This is a genomic window from Minwuia thermotolerans, assembly GCF_002924445.1.
In the GTDB taxonomy this organism is placed as follows: Bacteria; Pseudomonadota; Alphaproteobacteria; order Minwuiales; family Minwuiaceae; genus Minwuia; species Minwuia thermotolerans.
The window spans coordinates 132229-156705 of sequence record NZ_PIGG01000034.1; the positions used below are offsets into that span (position 1 = coordinate 132229).

Annotated in this window: 22 protein-coding genes; 13 read left to right on the plus strand and 9 right to left on the minus strand. The window is 67.9% G+C overall.

The window, feature by feature from the left end; translation table 11 throughout:
• Positions 1-84: 84 nt before the first annotated feature.
• From CWC60_RS11335 to CWC60_RS11355, 5 genes are all read left to right on the plus strand, one after another.
• Complete coding sequence (locus CWC60_RS11335; RefSeq protein ID WP_164516494.1) at positions 85-1227, plus strand: glycosyltransferase family 4 protein; 1143 nt, start codon at positions 85-87, stop codon at positions 1225-1227.
• On the plus strand, positions 1224-3239 hold the full coding sequence (locus CWC60_RS11340; protein WP_109794112.1) for an alginate lyase family protein: 2016 nt from the start codon (positions 1224-1226) through the stop codon (positions 3237-3239). Before CWC60_RS11335 ends, CWC60_RS11340 begins: the two co-directional genes overlap by 4 nt.
• Before the next feature lie 61 nt (positions 3240-3300).
• A complete protein-coding gene (locus tag CWC60_RS11345; RefSeq protein ID WP_109794113.1) occupies positions 3301-4614 on the plus strand; it encodes a nucleotide sugar dehydrogenase in 1314 nt (437 codons plus the stop codon).
• Entirely contained in the window at positions 4595-5818 is a 1224-nt protein-coding gene (locus tag CWC60_RS11350) for a glycosyltransferase family 4 protein (protein WP_109794114.1), read from the plus strand. The genes CWC60_RS11345 and CWC60_RS11350 overlap by 20 nt, the downstream gene beginning before the upstream one ends.
• A gap of 19 nt (positions 5819-5837) precedes the next feature.
• Positions 5838-6866, plus strand: coding sequence for a VanZ family protein (locus CWC60_RS11355; protein WP_164516495.1), 1029 nt, complete (start codon positions 5838-5840; stop codon positions 6864-6866).
• Here CWC60_RS11355 and amrB read toward each other — a convergent pair.
• Entirely contained in the window at positions 6850-8247 is a 1398-nt protein-coding gene (gene amrB, locus CWC60_RS11360) for an AmmeMemoRadiSam system protein B (RefSeq protein ID WP_109794188.1), read from the minus strand. The genes CWC60_RS11355 and amrB overlap by 17 nt on opposite strands.
• 69 nt (positions 8248-8316) lie before the next feature.
• Between amrB and amrS the strand changes: the two genes are divergently transcribed.
• Positions 8317-9405 carry an AmmeMemoRadiSam system radical SAM enzyme gene (amrS, locus tag CWC60_RS11365; protein WP_109794116.1) on the plus strand — a complete coding sequence of 363 codons (1089 nt, stop codon included), beginning with the start codon at positions 8317-8319 and terminating at the stop codon, positions 9403-9405.
• 144 nt (positions 9406-9549) lie between these two features.
• On the opposite strand, the gene CWC60_RS11370 is transcribed toward amrS, so the two are convergent.
• Positions 9550-10623, minus strand: a complete 1074-nt coding sequence (locus CWC60_RS11370; protein WP_109794117.1) for an enolase C-terminal domain-like protein — start codon at positions 10621-10623, stop codon at positions 9550-9552.
• A 132-nt stretch (positions 10624-10755) separates the two neighbouring features.
• On the opposite strand from CWC60_RS11370, the gene CWC60_RS11375 reads away from it, so the two are divergent.
• Complete coding sequence (locus tag CWC60_RS11375; protein ID WP_109794189.1) at positions 10756-12318, plus strand: AMP-binding protein; 1563 nt, start codon at positions 10756-10758, stop codon at positions 12316-12318.
• A gap of 85 nt (positions 12319-12403) precedes the next feature.
• Here the strand turns inward: CWC60_RS11375 and CWC60_RS11380 are convergent, their stop codons facing one another.
• Together CWC60_RS11380 and CWC60_RS11385 are read right to left on the minus strand one after the other, a co-directional pair.
• Positions 12404-14674: a xanthine dehydrogenase family protein molybdopterin-binding subunit gene (locus tag CWC60_RS11380; RefSeq protein ID WP_109794190.1), complete on the minus strand. Its 2271-nt coding sequence runs from the start codon at positions 14672-14674 to the stop codon at positions 12404-12406.
• 11 nt (positions 14675-14685) lie between these two features.
• A complete protein-coding gene (locus CWC60_RS11385; RefSeq protein ID WP_109794118.1) occupies positions 14686-15141 on the minus strand; it encodes a (2Fe-2S)-binding protein in 456 nt (151 codons plus the stop codon).
• 185 nt (positions 15142-15326) lie between these two features.
• Here CWC60_RS11385 and soxX point away from each other — a divergent pair, with 185 nt between their 5' ends.
• From soxX to parC, 5 genes are read left to right on the plus strand one after another with little or no spacing between them, the layout of a single operon-like run.
• A complete protein-coding gene (gene soxX, locus CWC60_RS11390; protein ID WP_164516496.1) occupies positions 15327-15791 on the plus strand; it encodes a sulfur oxidation c-type cytochrome SoxX in 465 nt (154 codons plus the stop codon).
• Positions 15778-16296: a thiosulfate oxidation carrier protein SoxY gene (locus tag CWC60_RS11395; RefSeq protein WP_109794120.1), complete on the plus strand. Its 519-nt coding sequence runs from the start codon at positions 15778-15780 to the stop codon at positions 16294-16296. Before soxX ends, CWC60_RS11395 begins: the two co-directional genes overlap by 14 nt.
• Positions 16296-16625, plus strand: coding sequence for a thiosulfate oxidation carrier complex protein SoxZ (locus CWC60_RS11400; RefSeq protein WP_109794121.1), 330 nt, complete (start codon positions 16296-16298; stop codon positions 16623-16625). Before CWC60_RS11395 ends, CWC60_RS11400 begins: the two co-directional genes overlap by 1 nt.
• A 4-nt stretch (positions 16626-16629) precedes the next feature.
• Positions 16630-17394: a DNA repair protein RecO gene (recO, locus tag CWC60_RS11405; protein WP_109794122.1), complete on the plus strand. Its 765-nt coding sequence runs from the start codon at positions 16630-16632 to the stop codon at positions 17392-17394.
• Positions 17391-19634 (plus strand): DNA topoisomerase IV subunit A, encoded by a 2244-nt coding sequence (gene parC / locus CWC60_RS11410; protein ID WP_109794123.1) that lies wholly within the window; start codon positions 17391-17393, stop codon positions 19632-19634. The genes recO and parC overlap by 4 nt, the downstream gene beginning before the upstream one ends.
• Before the next feature lie 133 nt (positions 19635-19767).
• Here parC and CWC60_RS11415 read toward each other — a convergent pair whose 3' ends face one another.
• From CWC60_RS11415 to CWC60_RS11435, 5 genes are all read right to left on the minus strand, one after another.
• Positions 19768-20100 (minus strand): TraR/DksA family transcriptional regulator, encoded by a 333-nt coding sequence (locus CWC60_RS11415; protein ID WP_109794124.1) that lies wholly within the window; start codon positions 20098-20100, stop codon positions 19768-19770.
• A gap of 46 nt (positions 20101-20146) precedes the next feature.
• A complete protein-coding gene (locus CWC60_RS11420; RefSeq protein ID WP_109794125.1) occupies positions 20147-21283 on the minus strand; it encodes an aromatic ring-hydroxylating oxygenase subunit alpha in 1137 nt (378 codons plus the stop codon).
• 8 nt (positions 21284-21291) lie between these two features.
• A complete protein-coding gene (locus tag CWC60_RS11425) occupies positions 21292-22467 on the minus strand; it encodes an aromatic ring-hydroxylating oxygenase subunit alpha (RefSeq protein ID WP_109794126.1) in 1176 nt (391 codons plus the stop codon).
• Between the two features lie 84 nt (positions 22468-22551).
• A complete protein-coding gene (locus CWC60_RS11430; RefSeq protein WP_109794127.1) occupies positions 22552-22986 on the minus strand; it encodes a VOC family protein in 435 nt (144 codons plus the stop codon).
• Complete coding sequence (locus CWC60_RS11435; RefSeq protein ID WP_109794128.1) at positions 22983-23888, minus strand: helix-turn-helix domain-containing protein; 906 nt, start codon at positions 23886-23888, stop codon at positions 22983-22985. The genes CWC60_RS11430 and CWC60_RS11435 overlap by 4 nt, the downstream gene beginning before the upstream one ends.
• A 146-nt stretch (positions 23889-24034) precedes the next feature.
• Here CWC60_RS11435 and CWC60_RS11440 point away from each other — a divergent pair, with 146 nt between their 5' ends.
• Positions 24035-24472 carry a copper chaperone PCu(A)C gene (locus tag CWC60_RS11440; protein WP_164516497.1) on the plus strand — a complete coding sequence of 146 codons (438 nt, stop codon included), beginning with the start codon at positions 24035-24037 and terminating at the stop codon, positions 24470-24472.
• Positions 24473-24477 lie beyond the last annotated feature (5 nt).

Genomic DNA, 24477 nt, shown 5'->3' on the forward strand with positions numbered 1-24477 from the left:
CTAGACCGGATGCGAGAGCGACTCGCAACATCTATAGCGGCCGCGCCGCGCCGTGCCTATCCGCCCCGCCGGGAGCTGACGCCAGTGCCGGACCATGTGACCAAGCCGCGCATTCTCATGGTCGGGCCGTTTCCGCCGACCCGGGGCGGCGTCACCACGTTCATGCTGAACGTCATGGGCTCGCCGCTGGCGGATCGCTACGACTTCATCGCGCACACGACCTCCCGTCCGGCGAAGAAGAACGTTGTCGACAATTACGGCTACGCGGCCATGTTCAGGGGCGGCCCCGGCCGGCTGATCCGCGCCGCCTGGGCGACGTTCTGGCACCTCCTCGCCTTTCCCTTCGTGGTTTTCTTCCGCCGCGTCGACCTGGTGCAGATCCAGTCCTCGGATTTCCAGACCTTCTGGGAAAGCTGCCTCTACCTGGCGATGGCGAAGGCGCTTCGCCGGCCCACCATGCTTCGGCTCGGCGGCGTCTTCGACAAGTTCTACGAAGGCTCGTCCCCGCGCGTGCAGGCGTTGATCCGCCGTGGCGTCGCCGCGCCCGACATCCTGATCGTGCAGTCGGAAAGCTGGCGGCGCTATCTGGCCACGGTCGGTCGGAGCGAGAACGTGATCGTGCTCTACAATTCCGTCCCCGAGGCCTCGATCATGCCCGTCGAAGGCCCGCGTAACGACCCGCCGCGCGTACTGTTCTTCGCCGGCTCGGAATCGGTGCGCAAGGGCGCGCAGGTGGTGCTGCAGGCGCTGGCCACGCCCGAACTGGCCGATGTGCGGGCGGCGTTTCGCTTTCTGGCAGTGATCGAGCCCCTGGCGTCGCAGATCGGGAATGCCGGCCTGCCGCAGAGGATCGAGTTGGAAGGCTTCATGGCGCACGCGCGGTTCATCGAGGAATTGCGGGCCGCCGACATCTTCCTCATGCCTTCCTACGGGGAGGGCTTTCCCAACAGCCTGCTGGAAGCGATGGCGGCGGGGCTGGCCTGCGTCGTCACGCCCGTCGGCGCGGTGCCGGAGATCGCCGACGACGAGGCCGAGGCCCTGGTGATCGAGCCCGGCAACGCCAGAGCCCTTGCCGGCGCGATCCGGCGGCTGGCCGAGGACGAGGGGCTGCGCCTGAAACTGGCACGATCCGCGCAAGAGCGGCTCCGGCGGCAGTTCGTCGCCGAGCGGGTTCTCGATGTGCTGGAGGGGGGCTACCGGAGATTGCTGGCCGGGAACGGAGAATGAGCGGGACGCAGGCCGACAGCACCGCCGCGCTGGCGGGGTTCGTGCGGCGGGTCAGATGGTACCGCAACCGTCTGCGCGCCATGTCGGCGGGAGAGGTCGCTCACCGCGTGCGCGAGATGGCGCGGCGGCAGGTCTCGGCCCGCCGTCTGCCGTCGTCCGTCACGGCCTTCGATCCGGGCGACATGGCCCTGCCCGAATGGCCGGGCCTGGCCGAGGGCGTCGGCGGCCTTGCTGCCGGCACCAGGCTGATGACCCAGTGGGCGGCCCATGTCGAGGCTGTCCGCGCCGGGCGGTTCCGTTTTCTCGGTATCGACTGGCCGGAGGCGGCGTCGCCGGGGGAGCCGCCGGACTGGCATCTGGACCCGGCGACCGGCCGCCGCTGGCCCCCGGACGCCTGGTGCTTCGACATTCCCTATCGTCACGAGACGGACTTCGGCGACGTCAAGAACGTCTGGGAACTGTCGCGCCTGCAGTACCTGCAGCCGGTGGCCGCCTATGCCGTTGTCGCCGAGGACGACGCCGCGGCCCGGCTCTGCCTGGATCATCTTTCCGCCTGGATCGATGCCAATCCGCCCTACAGGGGCGTCAACTGGCCGTCGATGATCGAGCTGGCGTTCAGGGTCGTCAGCATCATCGTCATCGTCACCTTGCTGAAGGCGCGGATCGATGCGGCGCTGAGGCGGAAGATCATGCGCGCCCTCTACCAGCACGGCTGGTGGATCGACCGCTTCCCGTCGCGGTTTTCCTCGGCCAACAACCACCTGGTGGCTGAGGCCGCCGCGCTCTGTCTGCTCGGCTCGCTGGCCCCGGACCTGCCGGGCGCGCGGCGCTGGCGGACCCAGGGGCGGCGCAGCCTGGAGCGGGAGGTCCTGAACCAGATCGCGCCCGACGGCGTGGGCCGGGAACAGTCGCCGGCCTATGCCGCCCTGACACTGGAATGGCTGCTGCTTGCCGGCGATCTGGGCCGCCGGACGGGCGAGCCCTTTTCCGGCGACTACTGGCGGCGCATCGCCCGGGCCGGCGAGTTCCTGAAGTGGATTACCGACAGCACCGGCGGTCAGCCGCGTATCGGCGATGACGACGACAGCCGCGTCATCGGCAACGGGATGGCGAGCGAAGACACGATCAATTCCGTGCTGGGCTGCATCGCCAGCGCCTGCGGCGAGTCCGCCCTGGCGCCTCCGGTTCCGACGGCGCACCTCAGGAACGCGCTGTTCCCCGCGCCGGTCCCGGACCGGCTCTGGCCCGCCGGCATGCGCCACTTCGCCGAGGGCGGCTATACGGTGGACCGGCGCAACCGGACGGGCGGGGTGCCGGACCATCTGCTGGTCTTCGATCACGGCCCGGTGGGTTATCTTTCCATCGCAGCCCACGGCCACGCCGACACCCTGGCGCTGTGGCTGCACGTCGACGGGCGGCCGGTGCTGATCGACGCAGGCACCTACCTCTATCACGCCGGTCATGCCTGGCGGGACCACTTCCGCGGTACGGTGGCCCACAACACGCTGACCATCGCCGGCGAGAACAGCTCCGAGATCTCCGGTCCCTTCAACTGGGCGCGCAAGGCCGGGGCGCGCGTCCTCGCGCTGGACGACGATCCCGAGCGCTGGTCGGTGACCGCCGATCATGACGGCTATCTGGAGACGCACCGCGTGCGCCATCAACGCCGTGTCGAGCGGACGGGAGCAGGGCGTTTCCGCCTGACCGACAGCCTGACCGGCGCGCCGGGCGACCACCGGGTCGAGATCGGCTTCCTGGTCTCGCCGCATTTCCGGGTGGAGGCGTCGGGCACGGGGTTCGTCATCCGCGACGAGAAGGCCACGGCGCTCAGCATCCGCCATGACGGGCCGCTGTCGGGCTGGGTCGAGACCGGCCGCACCGCGCCCGAGCGTGGCTGGCACTCGCCCGGCTTCGGCGTCCGCGCGCCGGCCCCGCGTATCGTCTTCGCGGGCGAACTGACGACCGGCACCCCGGTCGTGTTCGGGCTCTCGGTAGGCGAAGGGCAGCCATGATTGCGATGGACGAAGGGGCCGCTATGCTCGGCGCCGCGGGATCAGGAGGGAAGGAAAGGCCATGCGCCTGAGCGTCTTCGGCATGGGTTATGTCGGCAATGTGTCGGCGGCGTGCTTCGCCGCGGACGGCCACCACGTGATCGGCGTCGATCCCAACGAGACCAAGGTGGGCCTGATCAATGACGCCCGTTCGCCGATCGTCGAACCGGGCCTGGCCGAGCTGATCGAGGAGGGCGTGAGGGCCGGGCGGCTGCGCGCCGTGACCGATCCGGCCGAGGCCGTGCGGCACACCGAGCTGTCGATGGTCTGCGTCGGCACGCCCAGTCAGGCGAACGGCAATCTGGACCTGCAGTATCTGGTTCGCGTCTGCGAGGAGATCGGCGCCTGCCTGAAGGACAAGGACGACTTCCACATCGTTGTCATCCGCTCGACCATGCTGCCGGGCACGATCCGGGAAACGGTGCAGCCGGTGCTGGAGCGGGCTTCGGGCAAGAAGGCGGGCCAGGGCTTCGGCCTCTGCAACAACCCCGAATTCCTGCGCGAGGGCTCGGCCGTGCGCGACTTCCGCGAGCCGCCCAAGACCGTGATCGGGGAAAGCGACGACCGCGCCGGCGCGGCCCTGGCCGGGCTCTACGCCCATCTCGACGCGCCGCTGATCCGCACCGAAATCGAGGTCGCGGAGATGGTGAAGTACGCCGACAACGCCTGGCACGCGGTCAAGGTGACCTTCGGCAACGAGATCGGCGCGATTTCCAAGCGTCTCGGCATCGACAGCCACAGGGTCATGGACATTTTCTGCCAGGACACCAAGCTCAACATCTCGCCCTATTACCTGAAGCCCGGCTTCGCCTTCGGCGGCTCCTGCCTGCCGAAGGATCTGCGCGCCATCACCTACAAGGCGCGCGAACTCGACCTGCCGGTGCACATGCTGAACGCGGTGCTGCCGTCCAACCGCTGGCAGGTGGAGACCGGCGTCGACATGATCCTGTCGAAGGGCCGGCGGAAGGTCGGCGTGCTCGGCTTCAGCTTCAAGGCCAATACCGACGACCTGCGCGAAAGCCCGCTGGTGGAGGTGATCGAGCGGCTGCTGGGCAAGGGCATGGACCTCAAGCTCTACGACCGCAACGTCTCGCTGGCCCGGCTGACCGGCGGCAACCGCGACTACATCATGAAGGCGATCCCGCACATCTCGAACCTGATGGTCGATTCGGTCGAGGAGGTGATCGATCACGCCGAGGTGCTCGTGATCGGCAATGGCGACCCCGCCTTCCGCCAGGTGCCGGACCGGATGAAGGACGGCCAGGTGCTGGTCGATTTCGTCCGCGTCATGGACGCGAAGAGCGAGCCCGGCCGCTATGACGGCGTGGCGTGGTAGCTCCGTGAGAGGGGACAAGCCGCGACGCGTCCTGTTCATCGTCGAGAACCTGCCCAGCCCGTTCGACCGGCGCGTCTGGCAGGAGGCGACGACGCTGCACGAACATGGCTACGAGGTCACGATCATCTGCCCCACCGGCAAGGGCTACGAGACCAAGCGCGAGGTCATCGACGGCATCCACATCCTTCGCCACAGCCTGCCGCTCGACGCCAGGGGCGCGGCGGGCTACGCGCTGGAATACACGGCGGCGCTGTTCTGGGAGTTCGTGCTGGCCTGGCGGGTGTTCCTGACCCGCGGTTTCGACGCCATCCACGCCTGCAACCCGCCCGACAACATCTTCCTTGTCGGCGGCTTCTTCAAGCTGCTGTTCCGGAAGAAATTCCTGTTCGACCACCACGATATCAACCCCGAGCTCTACGAGGCGAAGTTCGGACGGCGCGATTTCTTCTACCGCGTCATGCTGGCCTGGGAGCGCTGGACCTTCCGCACCGCCGACGTCTCCATCGCCACCAACGAGAGCTACCGGCGGATCGCCATCGAGCGGGGGAAGATGGATCCGGAGAAGGTCTTCGTCGTCCGCTCCGGCCCCAGCCTGGAGCGGCTGAAGATCATGCCGCCCGTGCCGGAGCTGAAGCAGGGGCGAGACTACCTGGTCGGCTATGTCGGCGTCATGGGCGCGCAGGAGGGGCTGGACCTGCTGCTGCAGGCGGTCCGTCACATCGTCCACGGGAAAGGCAGGACCGACGTGCATTTCGGCCTCGTCGGCGGCGGGCCGGAGCTGGATGACCTGAAGCGCATGGCAGCCGAGCTGGAGGTCGCGGACTACGTCACCTTCACCGGGCGCGCGCCGGACCAGACGCTGCTGGAGATGCTGAACACGGCGGATGTCTGCGTGAACCCGGACACCTTCAACGAGATGAACGACAAGTCGACCATGAACAAGATCGTGGAATACATGGCGCTGGGGAAGCCGATCGTGCAGTTCGACCTGACGGAAGGCCGTTTCTCGGCGCAGGAGGCATCGCGCTACGCGAAGCGCAACGACCCGGAAGACATGGCGGAGAAGATCCTGGAACTGCTCGCCGATCCGGAGAAGCGGGCGCGCATGGGCGCGTTCGGCCGCCGCCGGGTCGAAGAGGAACTGAGCTGGGATCACGAGGTTCCGCGCCTGCTGGCCGCCTATGACGCCCTCTTCCGGTCCTGAGTCGGGTCAGGGCTGGGCCGTGCTGCTGGTCGGTGCGGCGCTGCTGCTGACGGCGCTGACGGGGCTCAACTTCTTCGCCCTCGACCGTTATCAGCCGACGGGGCCGGCGGTCGAGCTGCTGCCGCCGGGCGGCGTCGTGCTCGACAATCCCGACCGCGAGGGCATCGAGCGGCTGGACCTCGACGTGCCGCTGGACCCGGCGACGCCCTTCGTCCGCATCCGCGCCGTGGCCGGGGCGGTCGGCATCGTCGCCGGTCCGCGGCCCTGGCAGCGCGGGCGGGTGGTCTTCGTCAAGCGCGATCGGGAAGGCCGGGGACGCTGGGATCTGCCCCATGTCGTCGCTTTGCTGAAGGGCGAACGGCCGGGGCGGACCTACGCGGCGGTCTTTGCCGCCAGCCCCGGCACGGCCAGCCTGCAGCTCCGCCTGGAACTGCTGAAGGCGGCGGGGCGGCTCGAGGTGCATTCGGTCACCGCGACGCCTTTGGCGGAAGCGCCCGGGTTCCGGCCCGCCGCCGCCTTCCTGACCGGCGGCTGGGCGCTGCTGGCGCTGGCGGTGACGGTATGGGCCGGCATGCGCATTCGCGGGCGGCGCTGGCTGGCCGGATTCTGCTGGCTGGTCGGTGCGACCGCGTTGACTCTGAGCGTGCTGCCGGGGGAGGCCACGGCGCCGGCCCGCGACGTCACCGCGGGCGCCGTCGACCTGGTCGCCAGCGAAACGGCGACGGCGCGGGAGAGGCAGGCCGCCATCTCGGCCAACATGTTTTCCATCGCCAAGGCGGGACACGTGCTGATGTTCCTGGGCGTGGGTTTCGCCTTCGGCCTGGCGCGGGGGCGCTCGAGCCCCTTCGCGATCTGGCTGCTGGCCATCGGATTCGCCGCACTCTGCGAGATGCTGCAGCTCTACAGCCCCAACCGCGCGCCCGCCGGTTTCGACCTGATGCTCAACACCGTCAGCGCCAGCGTCGGCTTTGTCGCCGGATGTTTTGTGCTCGCCTTCGTCGCGCGGTTCAGGCGTCGGGATATCTGGATCGCTACGCGGCCTTTGTGAACAGGCTCCGGGGCACCGGACCGCCGAAGGTCTCGGTGGTGTAGCGCCAGACCTTCACCTCGGCCGACCAGTGATCGCGCGGCAGGCCGGCCTTCACCTTCAGGCCGGCGAGGAAGTTCTCCGGCGTGTCGAGGCTTTCCCAGACCTTGGGCAGGAAGGTGCCGCGGCGTTCCCCGTCCTGCAGGATCAATCCGTCGACGCCGGGGCGAAGCTGCGCCAGCAGGCGGGCCTCGTCGCCGAAGGTCAGCGGCGCGGGCGCGGAGAGCACCGAGATCTCGATCTCGCTGTCGCGGAACTCGGCCACCGTCAGCGGGTCGAAACGGGGATCCTCGAAGCCGGCCGAGACGGCGTTCCAGGCGATGTCCTCGGCCAGCGGTCGGTGCGCCTTGAGCGAGCCGATGCAGCCGCGCAGCCGCTTCTTCAGGTTCAGCGTCACGAAGCTCGCGCCCATGGTGCGGAGTTCGTGCGGGAAGGTTTCCAGGTTCACCGCGGGCCGCTTGTTGCGCGCCAGCCGCACGCCCAGCGCCCGCGCCGCCGTGGTGACCATGAGGTCACGATGGCTGTCGGCAAAGCGGGAGCCGTCGGAAGGGGTGAGCGCCCAGGCGCCGTAGCCCACCACGCGGTCCCTGCTGCCGGCGGTGTCGCCGGAATTGCGCACGTCGAGTTCGGTGATCCGAAGGCCCAGCCGCGCAGCCAGCAGCAGGAGACCGTTGACCGGACGGCTGCCGCAGGCCTGCTCCGGTCCGAAGCTGCCAGCCTTCATGAGGCCAATCTTGCGCGCGGTCTCGCCGTCTATCCGCCGGGCCGTGTCGTAATCGTGGAAATGCGAGAGGTCTGTGGAGATGACGATCAGGGTCTCGTCGCCGCCCCAGACGCTTTCCAGCAGGTCCGCCACCTGCTCGGGCCGGGCGTCGCCGACCACGACGGGCACCAGCGTGAAATCGCCCAGAACACGCTGCAGGAAGGGCAGGTGGACCTCCAGGCTGTGCTCCTGCGCATGGGCGTCGTCGCGGGTCTCGGTGTCGGGACGCGCGGCCAGCCGGTCGATGATCTCGCGGTCGAGCTTCACCGGCCCGAGCGGCGTGTCGAAGGCGTCGACCGACGGCAGGGCAAAGCCGCGGAAGGCCACCCGGTGGGCGGGGCCCAGCAGGATGACGCGGCTGAACCGCTTCGGCTCCTGCGCCACGCGCGCGTAGGCGCTGGCCGCCACGGCGCCGGAGTAGACGTAGCCGGCGTGCGGGGCGATGATCGCCTTCGGAACCATCACCGGCCCGGCCATGCGGCTCTCCGCCTCTGCCAGCAGGCCGTCGACGCTCTGCATCAGGGCCTCGCGGCCGCCGGGATAGAAGGCGCCGGCCACCGCGGCAGGTCTCGTATTCATCGCCATTGCCTCCCGATCACCAGAACCCCAAATATGCCATAATTCCCCGAACCACACGACAGGAGCGCCATGCTCGATCATGTAGGCACCGTGCCGGGCCGATACTACTCCATGCAGCCGGACGGGCGCGTCCGCTGCGAGGTCTGCCCGCGCTATTGCCGGCTCCAGGACGGCCAGCGCGGCCTGTGCTTCATCCGCAAGCGCGAGGGCGAGCAGATGGTGCTCACCTCCTATGGCCGCTCGTCGGGGTTCTGCATCGATCCCATCGAGAAGAAGCCGCTCAACCATTTCTTCCCCGGCACCTCGGTGCTGAGTTTCGGCACCGCCGGCTGCAACCTGACCTGCAAGTTCTGCCAGAACCACGACATGTCGAAGAGCCGGGAGATGGACACGCTGGCCGACGCCGCGCCGCCGCAGATGCTGGCCGACACGGCGAAGCGGCTGGGCTGCCGCTCCATGGCCTATACCTACAACGACCCGGTGATCTTCCTGGAGTACGCCGTCGACACGGCCATCGCCTGCCGCGAGGCGGGTGTGAAGAACGTCGCGGTCACCGCGGGCTATATCTGCGCCGAGCCGCGCGAGGAGTTCTACCGCCACATGGACGCGGCGAACGTGGACCTGAAGGCGTTCACCGAGGACTTCTACCGCAAGGTCACCGGCTCGGAACTGGCGCCGGTCAAGGAGACGCTGGCCTATCTGGTCAACGAGACGGACGTCTGGGTCGAGATCACCACGCTGCTGATCCCGGACGAGAACGACTCGGAGGCCGAGATCGAGGAGATGACGCAATGGGTCGTGGCGGCCCTCGGCCCCGACGTGCCCATGCACTTCACCGCCTTCCACCCGGACTTCCGCATGATGGACAAGGAGCGGACCCCGCCCGGTTCGCTCCACCGCGCCCGGCGCATCGCCCTGAAGAACGGCGTCCGCCATGTCTATGTCGGCAACATCCATGACGAGGCGGCGCAGTCGACCTGGTGCCACGGCTGCGGGACGAAGGTGATCGGCCGCGACTGGCACCGGCTCTCGGACTGGCGGCTGGATCACCGCGGCGCCTGCGTGAACTGCGGCACGCAGCTGCCCGGCCGCTTCGACGGCCCGCCTGGCGACTGGGGCCGCCGCCGCCAGCGCGTGGTGATGCGTCAGGGGGCATAGGACGCATTGACGCCCCGGCGATGTCATGCCCGCCTCGTGCGGGCATCCGGGAAGAGTCGATGGCTGCTCCCGAGCTTGCACCGCTGTCCCGACCGGACCCCCGCACAAGGCGGGGGTGACGCGGGGAAACGGCGATGGCGCGATTCAGATCAGGAAACCCTCGACCGCGTTTTCGTTCCAGTCGATGCCGAGGCCGGGCGACTCGGGCGGGGTGGCCTTGCCGGCCACGACCCGCAGCGGTTCGGCGAGAAACGGATTGGCCCAGTCGACATATTCCAGCCAGTGCGCCGCCGGGCTGGCCGCCATCATGTGCACGCTGACTTCCGGGAAGAGGTGGGTGGAAAGGCGGATACCGGCCGCGTGGCATTGTTCGGCGGCGTTGAGCCAGTTGGTGATGCCGCCGATCTTGGCGACGTCGGGCATCAGCAGGTCGGCAGCTTCGGCGGCGATCAGCCGCCCGACCTCGGCGGGGCTGCGGGCGTTCTCGCCCAGCTGGATGGCGGTCTCCGTATAGCCGCAGATCGCGGCGTAGCCCTCCACATCGTCGTGGGCGATGGGCTCCTCGATCCAGGCGAGGCCGAGATCGTCGATCGCGGCGATGCGGGCCTTGGCGTCGGCGCGGGTCAGCGACTGGTTATAGTCGCACATCACCGGCATGTCGGCGGGCACCGCCTCCATCACTGCTTCGACCACCTCTGCGTCGGTGTCGATGTCGCCATAGCCGAGCCGCACCTTCACCGCGCCATAGCCCTCGGCCAGTTCCGCCGCCTCGTTGGCCGCCGCGTCCGGCCCGATCAGGCCGAGCCCGTTGGAGTTGTAGGCGTCGATCTGCCGGCGCTCGCCGCCCAGCAGGCGCCAGAGCGGCAGGCCGGCGTTCTTCGCGAAGGCGTCCCAGACGGCCATGTCGATACCGGCCACGGCCCAGCCGATGAAGCCCTCCATGCCGGCCAGACGCATGGACTTCGACATCCGCTCGTGCAGGGGCCGGGGCGCAACGGCCTCCCCCTGGAGCGTCGCGCCGATGCCCTCGACAAGTTCGGCGAGCGCCTTGGCCAGCACCGGACTGACCGCGAAGACATAGGCCCGGCCCGTGATCTCGCTGTCCGTCTCCAGGTCGACCAGCACGAAGGCCGTCTTCTCGACCGAGCCGCCGCCGGTCACCAGCGGCCGGTTCATGGGCACGAGGACGGCGCGCGCCGTCACGTTCCTGATCTTCATCACTCATCTCCCCCGCTGCGGACGGCCGATTGTAGCGCAGGCCGGTGGTCTCCGTCGCGTCATCTGCGTCATTGCCGAGCGGCCGTCATCGGAGGAACAATGCGCGAAACGGCACAGGGGAGGATGACGGGCATGAGCGACGGTCTTCATACGGGCATGACGTCGTCGGAGATGGTGATGCGCGATTTCCGGCGCTTCGGCGACCGGGTCGCCTTCGACGGTTATGGCGGGCGCTATACCTATGCTCAGGCGCTCGATCTGGTCGCCCGCTATCAGGCGGTCTTCAAGCGGCACGGCGTGAAGCGGCGCGAGCGCATTTCCCTGCTCAACGCCAACCGCGCCGAGGCCTATCTGGCCGGCATCGCCGCGCAGGCGCTGGGCGTCTGCATGACCCCGCTGCACACGCTGGGCTCCTATGAGGACCACCGCTTCACGCTGGAGGACGCGGAGATCGACTATCTCTTCGTCGACAGCGAAAACTACATGGATCGGGGCCGGGAACTGACCGGTGGCGTCGGCCGGCTGAAACAGACCTTCACGCTTGGGCTGGCGGACTACGGCGTCGACCTGCGCGCCGCGGCGGAGGCGGCGGGCGCGGTCAATCCGGTGATCGAGGCGCAGACCGACGATCCGGTCTGGATCAGCTATACGGGCGGCACCACGGGCAAGCCCAAGGGCGGGCTGCGCACCCATCCCAGCTTCGTCGCCATGGCGACCTCGATTCTCGCCAGCTTCGAGTTCCCCGCCTGGACCAACTATCTGGCCGTCGCGCCGATCAGCCATGTGGGCGGCACCAAGCTGCCGGCGGTGCTGCACCTGGGCGGCAAGGTCACCTTCATGAAGGGTTTCGACCCGGAGGAGGTTCTGGCGACCATCGAGCGCGAGCGGATCACCATGAGCCTGCTGGTGCCGACCATGATCTACCTGCTGCTCGACCACCCGAGGCTGGAGAAGACGGACCTCTCCAGCCTCGAATACCTGCTCTATGGCGCTTCCCCCATGTCGCCGACGCGGCTGATGGAGGGGCTGGAGCGCATCGGTCCGGTCTTCGGCCAGCTCTACGGCCAGACAGAGGGCTACCCGATCTCGGTACTGCGCAAGGCCGATCACGACAGGAAGCGGCCCGACCTGTTCGCCTCCTGCGGCTTTCCCTGTCCCAACGTGCAGGTCCGACTGCTGGACGAGGACCTGAACGAGGTGGCCGATGGCGAGCCGGGCGAGATCTGTGTCCGTTCCGGGCAGGTGATGGACGAATACTGGAACCGCCCCGAACAGACCGCCGAGACCTTCGCCGGCGGCTGGCTGCACACCGGCGATATCGCCCGGGCCGACGAACAGGGCTACCTCTATATCGTCGACCGCAAGAAGGACATGATCGTCTCCGGCGGCTTCAACGTCTTCCCGCGCGAGATCGAGGACGTGCTGACCTCCCACCCGGACGTTGCCATGGCGGCCGTCATCGGCGTGCCCGACGAGAAATGGGGCGAGGCGGTGAAGGCGCTGATCGTGCCGAAGGCGGGCGTCAGGCCCGATCCGCAGGCGCTGATGCAACTGGTCAAGGAGCACAAGGGCGCGGTGCAGGCGCCGAAGTCGGTCGATTTCGTCGACGAGATCCCGGTCACGCCCATCGGCAAGCCCGACAAGAAGGCCATCCGCGCGAAATACTGGCCCGATTCCGGGCGCATGGTGGGGTAGGGCGCGGCATCCGATCCTCGGGCCAAACAGAAGCGGCGCCGGATCGCTCCGGCGCCGCTCCCGTTTCCGTCACCCTGCCAAAGCGTCAGCCGAGTGCGGCCTTCACCTTCTCCGGCGTGATCGGCAGGTCGCGCACCCGCGCCCCGGAGGCCGCGAAGATCGCGTTGGCGATCGCGGGGGCCGTGACCGTCACGCCCGGCTCGCCCGCACCGACCGGATAGTGGCCGGTGGACAGCACCGTGACGTCCAGTTCCGGCATGTCCTCCATGCGCAGCGGCGTGTAGGTGTCGAAGTTGTCCTGCTGAATGGCGCCGTTCTCCATGGTGGCCAGTTCCTTGGTGGCCAGCGAGACGCCCCAGAGAGCGCCGCCTTCCACCTGGGCCCTGACGCCGTCCGGGTTGACGGCGGTGCCGACGTCGATGACCAGGGTGAGTTTCTGGATGTCGAACTCGCCCGTGGACTTGTCGACAGCCACCTGCGCGGCGCAGGCCGTCCAGGTGGGCGTGGCGCGTTCCTGAGCGGAAACCGCCGCCAGCCCGACGCCGGTGCCTGACGGCATGCTGCCGCCATAGCCGGCCTTGTCGGCCGCCATCTGCAGAACGTTCGCCAGCCGCTTCGCGCCGCCCACCGACATGGGCGCCGTGCCGGCGTTCTTGCCGGTGGCGTCCAGCATGGCGAGCTTGAACTTCAGCGGGTCGATGCCGGCCTTGTGGGCCATCTCGTCCAGGAAGCACTCCACCGCCCAGAACGTCCAGCCCGGCGCCACCGAACGGAGCTGGCCGGCCGGCGTCGCCGCCTGGGCCAGTTCCGACTTGATGGTCCGCACCGTCTGGTTGGGGATGGTGTACCAGTGGTCGGAGCCGTTGATGGAGAACGGGTCGACCTTGCCCGATTTGTCGGCGGAATCGGCCAGGAAGGCCGGCGCCTGGCGGGCGGTGGCCCAGGCCGAGACGACCTGCTGCTCCATGCCGACCATCTTGCCGTCGCTGGCCCCACCACGCAGCACCTGGTGAGTGATGGTGCGGGTAAAGTCCATCAGGCTGTCGGCCTCGCGGCTGTAGATCAGCTTGACCGGCTTGCCCGCGGACTTCGCGGTCAGCGCCGCCACCACGATGTAGTCGGATTCCAGCCGGCGTCCGAAGCCGCCGCCCAGAAGATACTGATGCACGACCACCTGTGTCGGCTCGATCTGCAGCGCCGCCGGCACCAGACCCAGCGCCAGGGTCTGGAACTGGTTGCCGGTGTGGATGTGGTAGACGCCGTCCTTGACCTCGACCACCGCGTTCAGCGGCTCCAACGGCGCATGGATGTTGAGCTGCGTCGTGTAGGTCGCTTCGTGGGTGGTCTTGGCGCCCTTGATGGCCGCCACCGAGTCGCCGTCCATGACGAAGAGCTGCGCGCCCTTGCCGGACTTCTGCAGTTCCTCGGCTTCCTTCAGGATGTCCGCGGAGGAAACCTTCGCCGTCGGGCCCTCGTCATAGGCGACCTTGAGAGCGTCGCGGGCCTTGACCGCCTGCGGATAGGAATCCGCCAGCGCTACGACCCAGCCGGTGGTGGTCATGGTGGGATCCTCGATCACCACATGGCCCTGATAGCCGGCGACCTGCTTCGCCGCGCTCTCGTCGACCGAGGTCACCTTGGCGCCGTAGCGCACCGGCGGCACCTTCGGCGTGCCGTAGACCATGCCGTCGACGAAGACGTCGAGGCCGAACTGCGCCGAGCCGTTGGTCTTGGCCGGGATATCCAGGGCCGGCACCGACTGGTTCACATAGCGCCAGGTGTTGGGATCCTTGAGCTGGATGGCCTTGAGTTCTTCCTCCGAGAACTGCCTGGGCTCGACGCCCTGGCCGACCAGCGCGCCATAGCTGATCTTCCGGCCCGAGCCCGCGTGCACGACCATGCCGTCCTCTGTGGAAAGCTCCGAGGCCGGGACGCCGAACATCTTCGCCGCCGCCTCGACCAGGGCGATGCGGCCGGCGGCGCCGGCGCGCGACATCTGGTCGAAGGTCCAGTTGACCGACCACGAACCGCCGGTGACGAACAGGCCGTATTGCGGCGCGGTCGAGACGTAGCGGATCGAGACGTTCTCCCACGGCACGTCCAGTTCCTCGGCCAGCGCCTGCGCCAGCGGAGTGCCCACATGCTGGCCCATCTCGGCCTTGGTGATGTTGACGGTGACCTTGCCGTGGCTGTCCATGTCGAACCAGACGTTCGGCGCGAAACTTCCCTGCGCCATGGCCTCGCGGATACCCAGCGGGCCGCCCATCAGGGCGTAGCCCATGGTCAGCGTGCCGACGGCCATCGAGCCCACGAGAAAGCCGCGGCGCGAAAGGGCGATCTTTTCCTGTTTGGTCATTTCCGCCTCCCTCACGCCATGTCGGCCGCGGCGCGCGCCACGGCCTTCTTGATACGCGTGTAGGCCATGCAGCGGCACAGATTGCCGGTCATGGCGTTGACGATGTCGTCCTCGCTGGGATTCCTGTTCTCGGCGAGGAAGGCGGCGGCCGTCATGATCTGGCCCGACTGGCAATAGCCGCATTGCGGCGCCTGTTCGGCGATCCAGGCCTTCTGGACGGGATGCTGGCCGTTCGGGTCCAGGCCCTCGATGGTCGTGATCTCCACCCCCTCCGCAGCTTCGACCGGCGTGACGCAGCTCCGCGTCGCGACGCCGTCGATATGGACGGTGCAGGCGCCGCAGAGCCCCTTGCCGCAACCGAATTTCGTGCCCGTCATGCGCAGATGTTCCCGGATCACCCACAGCAAGGGGGTATCCGCGGGGACGTCGACCGATTTGGTCGCCCCGTTGATCTTGAGCGTGGTCATGTTACCTCCCGTTGAGCGCCCTTGTTTTTTCCGGCGCCTGCTTCTCTGTTGTTGGCAGGTGATTGTCGCGGGACTCGCCTTGGCGGCAGCTTGTTTCGACCCGTTAATCAATCTCCAATGGAAGAAATAGTGGGGGACGCTGCGTCATCCTGTCAAACCTTCATCGTTCCGTTTGCGTCCCGATCGTGCTCGCGCCGCTGTTCGTGATCGCCTTCGCGAGTCGGCCCGCCGCGGCCTGCGGCCATCCCGTCGCGGCCTACGAGGTCAGCGAGGGCGGTGTGATCGAGCGGCCGCTCTGCGGCCTGGCGGGCGACGCGGAGCGGGGCCGGGCGGTGGTCGCCGGCCGCCGCGGCAACTGCCTGGCCTGTCATGCCGCGCCCATCCCCGAGGAGCCGTTCCACGGCACCATCGGCCCGCCGCTGCATGGCGTCGGCGCCGTCTTCTCGGCCGGCGAACTGCGTCTCCGGCTGGTGGATTCGACCCGGGTCAACCGGGCGACGGTGATGCCGCCCTTCCATCGGGTCGAGGGGTTGCGCGGCGTCCGCCGCGACCGGGCCGGTCAACCCATATTGAGCGCGAGGGAGATCGAGGACGTGATAGCCTATCTGCTCACCCTGACGGAGGACGCGCCCGCCGATGAAACCCGGTGAGAGCAGAGAAACCGGCACGAGCCGGCGGCGCCTGCTGGGCTGGGCGGCCGGGTTGCTGACGCTCGGGAGCGCCCCGGCGGCGCTCGCCGAGAGTGTGCGCAACCGGCTGGCCCGCTTTCGCCAGACCTTTCCGACGCCGCCCGATCCCGACTATGCCGAGCGCATGGTCGCCCGCGTGCTGCGCGGCCGCGAGCCGGCGCCGGACCTGATCGAACTGGACCTGGGCGGCATCGCCGAGAACGGCGAATCGGTGCCGCTCGCCTTCGACGTGAACTGCGCGATGGAGGGCTCGGACTACCCGGCGGTGGTCCACATCTTCGTCATCGACAATCCCTTTCCCGAGGTCGCGCGCTACCGCTACGGGCCGTGGAACGGCAGCGCGCGGACCGAGATGCGCATGCGCATGCGCCAGAGCTCCGAGGTCGTCGTCGTCGCCGAGATGGCCGATGGCCGCGCCGGGCTGGTGCGCAAGCGCGTCGAAGTGCTGGCGGGGGCCTGCGGCTGATGGCGGGGACGGACCGGCGCATCCACGTGCCCGAGCGCGTCCGCCGCGGCGAGGTGTTCATGGTGCGCACCCTGGCGCGGCATCCGATGGAGCCGGGCGTGCGTTTCGACGCCGGCAACCTGATCGTGCATCCGCGCCACATCCTCCAGGCGGTCACGGCCTTCTACAACGGCGTCGAGGTCTTCAGCGCCGACTGGTTCAGCTCGGTCTCGGCCAACCCCTATCTCAGCTTTCACCTGAAGGCGGTGGACTCCGGCCTGATCGAGGTGATCTGGATTTCCGACTACAACGCACGCAGCAGCGCCAGCGCCCGGATCGAGGTGGTCTGAAGCCTTGGAATGGACCGATCAGGCCATCGTGCTCTCGACCCGCCGGCACGGCGAAACGTCGGCCATCGTCTCCCTGCTGACGCGGGAGCGGGGGCGTCATGCGGGGCTGTTGCGCGGCGCCGGCTCCAGGCGCCTTCGCGGCGTCGTCATGCCGGGCAACGAGGTCCGGGCGAGCTGGCGCGCCCGCATCGCCGATCATCTGGGGACGGTCCATGTGGAGCCCGCGATGTCCCGGGCCGGTTTCATCATGGACGACGCGGCGCGCCTGGCGGCGCTCTCCAGCGCCTGCGCCCTGCTCGACCAGGGCCTGATGGAGCGGGAGGCGCATCCGGCGCTCTACAACGCCACCGCCGTGCTGTTCGATGCGCTGGCTGCGGCGACCGATGACTGGGCGGAGGCCTATTTCGCCTGGGAACTGGGATTTCTGGCCGAACTCGGTTTCGGACTGGACCTGGAGAAGTGCGCCGGCGACGGGCGGCGGGAGAACCTTGGCTACGTCTCGCCGAAGTCCGGCCGCGCCGTCTCGCTCGAGGCGGGCGCGCCCTGGCGGGAGAAGCTGTTGCCCCTGCCGCGCTTTCTGGTGGGCGAAAGAGGCCGCCCGATTGCGAATCATCCCCGGACGGATCTCGCCGACGCCGCACAGCTCACCGGCCACTTCCTGGAGCGGCACGTCTTCAGCCATGAAAGCAAGGGGATGCCGGCTGTCAGAGGACGATTTGTGGAGATCCTGTTGCGTGAGATCACAACATCTGGTGATTTGAACCCATGACTGAACAGACCCCTCCAGAACGCGAGAACATCCAGCCCGTCCCCCTCGGCGAAGCGCTGAGCGAGCGCTATCTGGCCTACGCGCTCTCCACGATCGTCTCCCGTTCGCTGCCCGACGTGCGCGACGGGTTGAAACCGGTGCATCGGCGACTGCTCTATGCGATGCGGCTGCTGCGCCTCGACCCGGACGCCGGGTTCAAGAAGTGCGCGCGCATCGTCGGCGACGTGATGGGCAAGTTCCACCCGCATGGCGATTCGGCGATCTACGATGCGCTGGTCCGCCTGGCGCAGGACTTCGCGGTGCGCTATCCGCTGGTGGAGGGGCAGGGGAACTTCGGCAATGTCGACGGCGACAATGCCGCGGCCATGCGCTACACCGAAGCGCGGCTGACGGAGATCGCCGAGCGGCTGCTGGAGGGTATCGATGAGGACGCCGTCGACTTCCAGCCCACCTATGACGGTGAGGAATCCGAGCCGATCGTCCTGCCGTCGGCCTTTCCGAACCTGCTGGCCAACGGCGCCTCCGGCATCGCAGTGGGCATGGCCACCAACATCCCGCCCCACAACGCCACCGAGCTCTGCGAGGCGCTGGAACTGCTGATCCGCAAGCCCTCGGCCAGCGTCGCCGAACTGATGGAGCACGTGCCGGGACCGGACTTTCCCACCGGCGGCATCCTGACCGAGGACCGGGCGAGGATCGTCGAGGCCTACGAGACCGGCCGCGGCAGCCTGAGGCTCCGGGCGCGCTGGGAGAAGGAAGAGACCGGCCGCGGCGGCTACCAGATCGTGGTCCACGAACTGCCCTACCAGGTCCAGAAGGGCAAGCTGGTCGAGAAGATCGCTGGCCTGATCAACGACCGGAAGCTGCCGGCGCTGGCGGACGTGCGCGACGAATCGGCCGACGACGTGCGCCTGGTGCTGGAGCCCCGTGCGCGCACCGTCGATGCCGACGCGCTGATGGAGCAGCTGTTCCGTCAGACCGATCTGGAGGTCCGCTTCGGCCTCAACATGAACGTCCTCGACGCCACTCGCACGCCCCGGGTGATGTCGCTGAAGGAGGCGCTCGTCGCCTTCCTCGACCACCGCCACGTGGTGCTGGAACGCCGCACCCGGCACCGGCTGGCCAAGATCGCCGACCGTCTCGAGGTGCTGGGCGGCTATCTCGTCGCTTTCCTCAACCTGGACGAGGTGATCCGCATCATCCGCACCGAGGACCGGCCGAAAGAGGTCCTCATCAGCCGCTTCGAACTGACCGAGCGCCAGGCCCAGGCGATTCTGGACATGCGTCTGCGTCAGCTCCGCAAGCTGGAGGAGCTTGAGCTCCGCAAGGAACACGAGGCGCTGACCGCCGAGCAGGCCGATCTGGAGGCGCTGCTGGCCGACGAGAAGCGGCGCTGGAAGACGATCGCCGGCCAGATCCGCGAACTCCGGAAATGGCTGACGGAGCGCCCGGATCTGGGGCTGCGCCGCACCGGCTTCGCCGAAGCGCCGTCGGAGGAACTGGCGCAGGCGGCCGAGGAGATCCTGGTCGAGAAGGAGCCGATCACCGTGATCTGCTCCGAAAAGGGCTGGATCCGTGCGGCGCGCGGCCATATCGATCCCGGCAGCGAGCTCAAGTTCAAGGAAGGCGACCGCAGCCGTTTCGTCATCCAGGCGCAGACCACGGACCGGCTGCTGGTGGTGGCCACCAACGGCCGCATCTTCACCCTGCCCTGCGACCGGCTGCCCGGCGGGCGCGGCCATGGCGAGCCGATCCGCCTGATGGTCGACATGGACAACGAGCATGACATCGTCGACCTGTTCGTCCACAAGCCGGGCCGCAAGCGCCTGATCGCCTCCGACGCCGGCCGCGGTTTCGTCTTCGCCGAGGACGAGGTGCTGGCCTCGACCCGCAACGGCAAGCAGGTGCTGAACGTCGGTGCCGGCGAGGAGGCGAAATGCGCCGTTCCCGTTCCGGCCGAGAGCGACATGGTCGCGGTGATCGGCGAGAACCGGAAGCTGCTGGTCTTCCCGCTGGAGGAACTGCCCGAGATGACCCGCGGCAAGGGCGTGATGCTGCAGCGCTACCGCGACGGCGGCCTGGCCGACATCAAGTGCTTCGCGAAGGCGGACGGGCTGACCTGGACCACGGCCTCGGGCCGGGTGATGCGCGAAGACGACCTGATGGGCTGGCTGGGCAAGCGCGCCTCCGCCGGCCGTCTGCCGCCGCGCGGGTTCAACAAGTCGGGCAGGTTCGGGTGAGACTGGTTGACGGTGTCATCCCGACGCTGTCGCCCTTGGACTCGATCCAAGGGCCCAGCGAGCCGCAGGATCGCGTCCTGGGGGTCAAGCCCCAGGACGCCAAAGCGATTCCAATAATTTTTCATGGAATGCTCTAGGCCAGCTCCGCGCAGTCGATGCAGCGGGCGGCGGCGGGGTCGATCATGAGCCGCTTTTCGGCGATCTCCTCGTCGCACTCCGTGCAGTAGCCGTAGTCGCCGTCGGCGATCCGCCTGAGCGCAGCGTCGATGCGCTGGATCTCGCGGATCCGGGTCTGTTCGGAGGCCTTGGCCATTTCCTGCTGCTGCATCGCGTCCATGCGGCTGAGGCGTCCGACCTTGCTCTGGTCGAGTTCCACGGCGCGCCGGGACTCGGCCGACATGTCGCGCAGCTCGGTCAGCGCCTGGCGGCGCTCTTCCAGCAGCTTGCGGAACTTTTCTCTGTCCATTCGCAAAGCCTAACCGGCCCTGCCCCGGCCCGTCGACAGCGGCGAGTCAGGCGATCGCGGCTTCCATCGTGGTGCAGTAGTGGATCAGGGCCGGCTCGTTCCGGCCATAGGTCACGTGATCCTGCATCGCCGCCATGTGGCCCGCCTGGATACCCTCGCTCAGCGGGAAATCCTCCTCGTCGACCGTGGCGATCGCCAGGTCGATATTCTTCTCGTAATAGGCCTTCGCCTTCTCGGTTTCGACCTTTTGCGGGGTGTAGACGGAAACCTCGACGCGGGCGCGGTCCGGCGCCCCATCCGGGTAGGAACGCCACATCTCCACATGTCCGGCCTGCATGATGAAGGTCACGTTGGGGAAGAAGGTGTAGACGATCGCCGTCTCCGGGATCAGCTTCCAGTCGTCCTCCGGCCGGTCCTTCAGTTCCATGATCCGCCGCCGCGGCACCACCAGGCGCGAATTGCGGCCGAATTCGTCGAACGGCATCAGGTTGGAAAAGAAAATCGGCCCCACGGTGTCCTTGTGCAGGTACTGCAGATGGTAGCCTTCCATGAAGGTCTCGGGGCTGAGCTTCCAGTTGAACTTCCGCCGGATGGTCAGGTGGCGATAGGGGTGGAAGCTTTCGAAGCCGTAGGACTCCAGATCCCGCTGCATGCCGCCCAGCGCCTCGTCGATGTCGACCGGCTCGCCCTCGGGCTGGACGAAGATCAGTCCGTACTTCTCGATGGCGGTCATCTCGAACAGGCCCTGCTCCGCCCTGTCCACCTCGTCGAAGCTCTTCGCGTCCGGGATGCCTTTCAGCCGTCCGTCCAGCGTGTAGGTCCAGGCGTGATAGGGGCAGGAGAACATCTTCAGTCCGCAGCCCTCGCCCTCGACCAGCCGCGCGCCGCGGTGGCGGCAGACGTTCCGGAAGGCGCGGACCTTGCCCTGCCTGTCGCGCACGATGATCGCCGGGATGCCGGCGATGTCCTCGGTCACGTAGTCGCCGGGCTCCGCCACCAGGTTGCTCATGCCGATCAGCACCGGCCACTTGCGGAATACGGTCTCCTGCTCGCGCCTGAAACGTTCCGGGTCGGTATAGGCGGAGATCGGGTTGCGGTGGACCCCGGGAGCGTAGGAGGTCGTGCCTTCCTCGACGTGCCGCATGACACGCCGGACCATCTGGATCTGATCTTCGTGACGCATACCGCTTTTCAGTCCTCCATGCCGGGCAGGCTGTCCAGACCCAGGTGGCGGCGAATGCCGGAGTGGTAGTGGGTCAGCGACGGCTCGTTCTTGCCGTATATGACTTCCTTCTGAAGGCGCGCGGCGGCATTCTCCTGAATGGTCGCGCCGAGGGTGAAGTCCTCCGCCTCGACCGTCTTGATGGCGAGGTCGAAGTTCTTGCGCCAGAAATTGTCCGCCTTCTCAGACTTCGGCGCTTCGGGGATGTAGGAGGTCATCTCGATCTGGCACTCGCCCGGGTTGTCGCCCGTCGGCGAGACCCGCCAGAGTTCCACGTTCGCCGCACCCTGGATGATCAGCATGGCCTGCGGGAACAGGCTGTAGATGAAGCCGGCATAGGGAATCAGATCGACCTGCTCTTCGGGCCTGCCGCGCAGTTCGTCGAAGGTCTTGCGCGCGATCACCATGCGGTGGTGGTCGTCATAGGCGTCGAAGGTCGACAGGTTGGTATGGATGATCGGGTCGATCGTGTTCTTGTGCAGCGCCGAGATGTGATAGCCCTCCATGAAGGTATCCATCACGAACTTCCAGTTCATCGGCCTGACGATCCGGATGGTGTCATAGAAGACGTAGCTCTCGAAGCCCCATTCCTCGATCTCGCCCTCCAGCGGCCCCAGCGGATCCCTGTCGGAAACCGGCGCGTCGCGGTTGATCGGCCCGGCCCAGATCAGGCCATGGGATTCGCGGACGGGGATGTCGATCAGACCGTGTTCGGCCTTGTCCACCTCGTCGAAGCTGCGCGCGTCGGGAATGCCCTTCAGCCGGCCTTCCAGGGTGTAGCTCCAGGCGTGGTAGGGGCAGGAGAACATCTTCAGCCCGCAGCCCTCGCCCTCGACAAGGCGTGCGCCGCGGTGGCGGCAGACGTTCACGAAGCAGCGGGCGACGCCCTGCCTGTCGCGCACCAGGATCAGCGGCACGCCGTCGACGGCGTCGGTGACATAGTCGCCGGGATTGGGGATGCGGCCGGTGAGGCCCAGCAGCACGGGGCGGTCGCGGAAGAAGACCTGGCGCTCGCGCTTGTGCCGTTCCGGGTCGGCATAGGCCGACATCGGGTTGCGGAACATCCGCTCCTTCTTCGCCGTCGAGCCCTCGTCAAGGTACTTCATCAGACGGCGCATCAGTTCAAGCTGCCGGTCTCGGCGCATGGCGAACCTCCCCAGGTTCCAATTTAGTACGTTAGCGTACTATTTGGCGGGGACGCGCAAATGTCAAGATGGCTCGGCACCGCGTCACGGGTGTTCGGGCGCCTCGTGGGCCCTGGGCCAGTAGGTGCCGAAGTTCCACAGCTGGCCCTCCGGATCCCGGCAGCCGAATTCGCGGCTGCCATAGGGGGTGTCGGCGATCTCCCGCTCGATCGCGGCGCCGGCCGCCTTCGCCCGCTCGTACAGCGCATCCGCGTCGTCGACGGCGATGTAGACGGACTGGCCGCCGGCGTCTCCGCCGGGCGCGCCCACCTTCTTCGAGAAGTCGTCGTCGCGGTGATCGCCCATCATCATCATGGCGGAGCCGAAGGCGATCTGTGCGTGGGCGACGCCGCCGTCCTCGCCGTCGACGATGAAGTGACGCTGGAAGCCGAAGGCCTGTTCCAGCCAGTCGATCATGCTGCGCGTGTCGCGGTAGCGGCGGGTGGCGTAGATGCGGGGCGGCTCGATATCGGCGCTCATGACGGTCCTCCGTTCGATTGCGTTCCGTCGAGCATGCCGACTTCGGGCTGGCGCATATTGAACGAATTTGACCTGACATAGGCCGTCGGACTCAGGCCGGCGAAGCGGCCGAAGCTGCGCACGAGATGCGCCTGATCGGCATAGCCGGCGTCGTAGGCGGTGGCCGCCCAGTCGAAGCCGTTTCGATGCGCCAGACGCAGCGCGTGCTGGAAACGCAGGATGCCGGCGACGGTCTTCGGCCGGTGGCCGACCGCTTCGTGGAAGGTCTGAATCAGGTGGCGTCGGCTCCAGCCGACCTCGCGGGCAACGTCGCCGATGCGGACACCGCCGGCGCTTTCGCAGATCAGCCGCCAGGCGTGGACGACCTCGCCCCGGGGCGCCTCGGCGCGGGCCAGCCGGTCGCGGACGAAGCCATCCAGCAGACGGAAGCGCGCGGGCCAGTCGCGCGCCGCGCGCAGGCGGTCTTCCAGCTCCCGCGCCGATGGGCCGATCACATCCTCCAGCGCCGCGACCTGGCCGGTCAGCTCGTGCAGGGGGCGGCCGAAGAAGGCGCGCGCGCCGAAAGGGGAGAAATCGGCCTGCATGCAGGCCGCCCGCTCCTGGAAGCGGACAGTCGTGAAGCGGTCGATCAGGCCGGCGGCGAAGCTGTCATGGGCCCGCGCGGCCGCGTCCTCGTCGGCCGGATGGATGACGAAGCGGGAGCCGAAATTGACGATGACGGGGAAGAACAGCGCCGCCGGCATGCGATCGACGGACAAGCTCGAGACCGTTTCGCTGTAGCCCTGATAGCGCAGCGCCAGATGGGTGATGACGGCCCCCGGCCGCATTTCCAGCGCCTCGAAGGCGCCGGGGACGCCGAAGTCCTCGATCGGTCCGATGACGGGACCTGCGGCGATCTTCATGAACGGCTCTCCCTGGCGGCGGCGGAATCCTACCATTACCGCGGCCGAAGCGCATGCGCCGGGGGGAGCGACGCCGCGCCGCCTTCGCACCGCCCGCCGCCTGGGCTAGTGAAGCAGCGCCTGCAGCCTTCGAGGAGTTCGAGAACATGCCGCGCCGCTTCCTGCTTGTCATTGTCCTGTTGCTCTGCGGCCCGGCCCTGGCCCACGACTACGAGAAGGGCGGCATCCATATCGCCGATCCATGGACGCCCGCGCCGATCGGCATGGCGAAGGTCATGGCGGGCTATTTCGAGATCATTTCGATGAAGGAGACGCCTGACCGGCTGGTCGGCGCACGCTCGGCGCAGGCCGACCGGGTGGAACTGCATGGCCACTCGGAGGTCGACGGCGTGATGCGCATGCGGCCCGTGGAGGCGGTCGAGATCAATCCCTTCGGCGGCGCGGAACTCGAACCCGGCGGGCTGCACCTGATGATCATGGGCCTGACGCAGAAGGTGGAAGCCGGCGACCGCATTCCCGTCACACTCATCTTCGAGCAGGCCGGCGAAATCGAGATCAAGCTGACCGTCAAGCCGCGGGAATAGGGGCG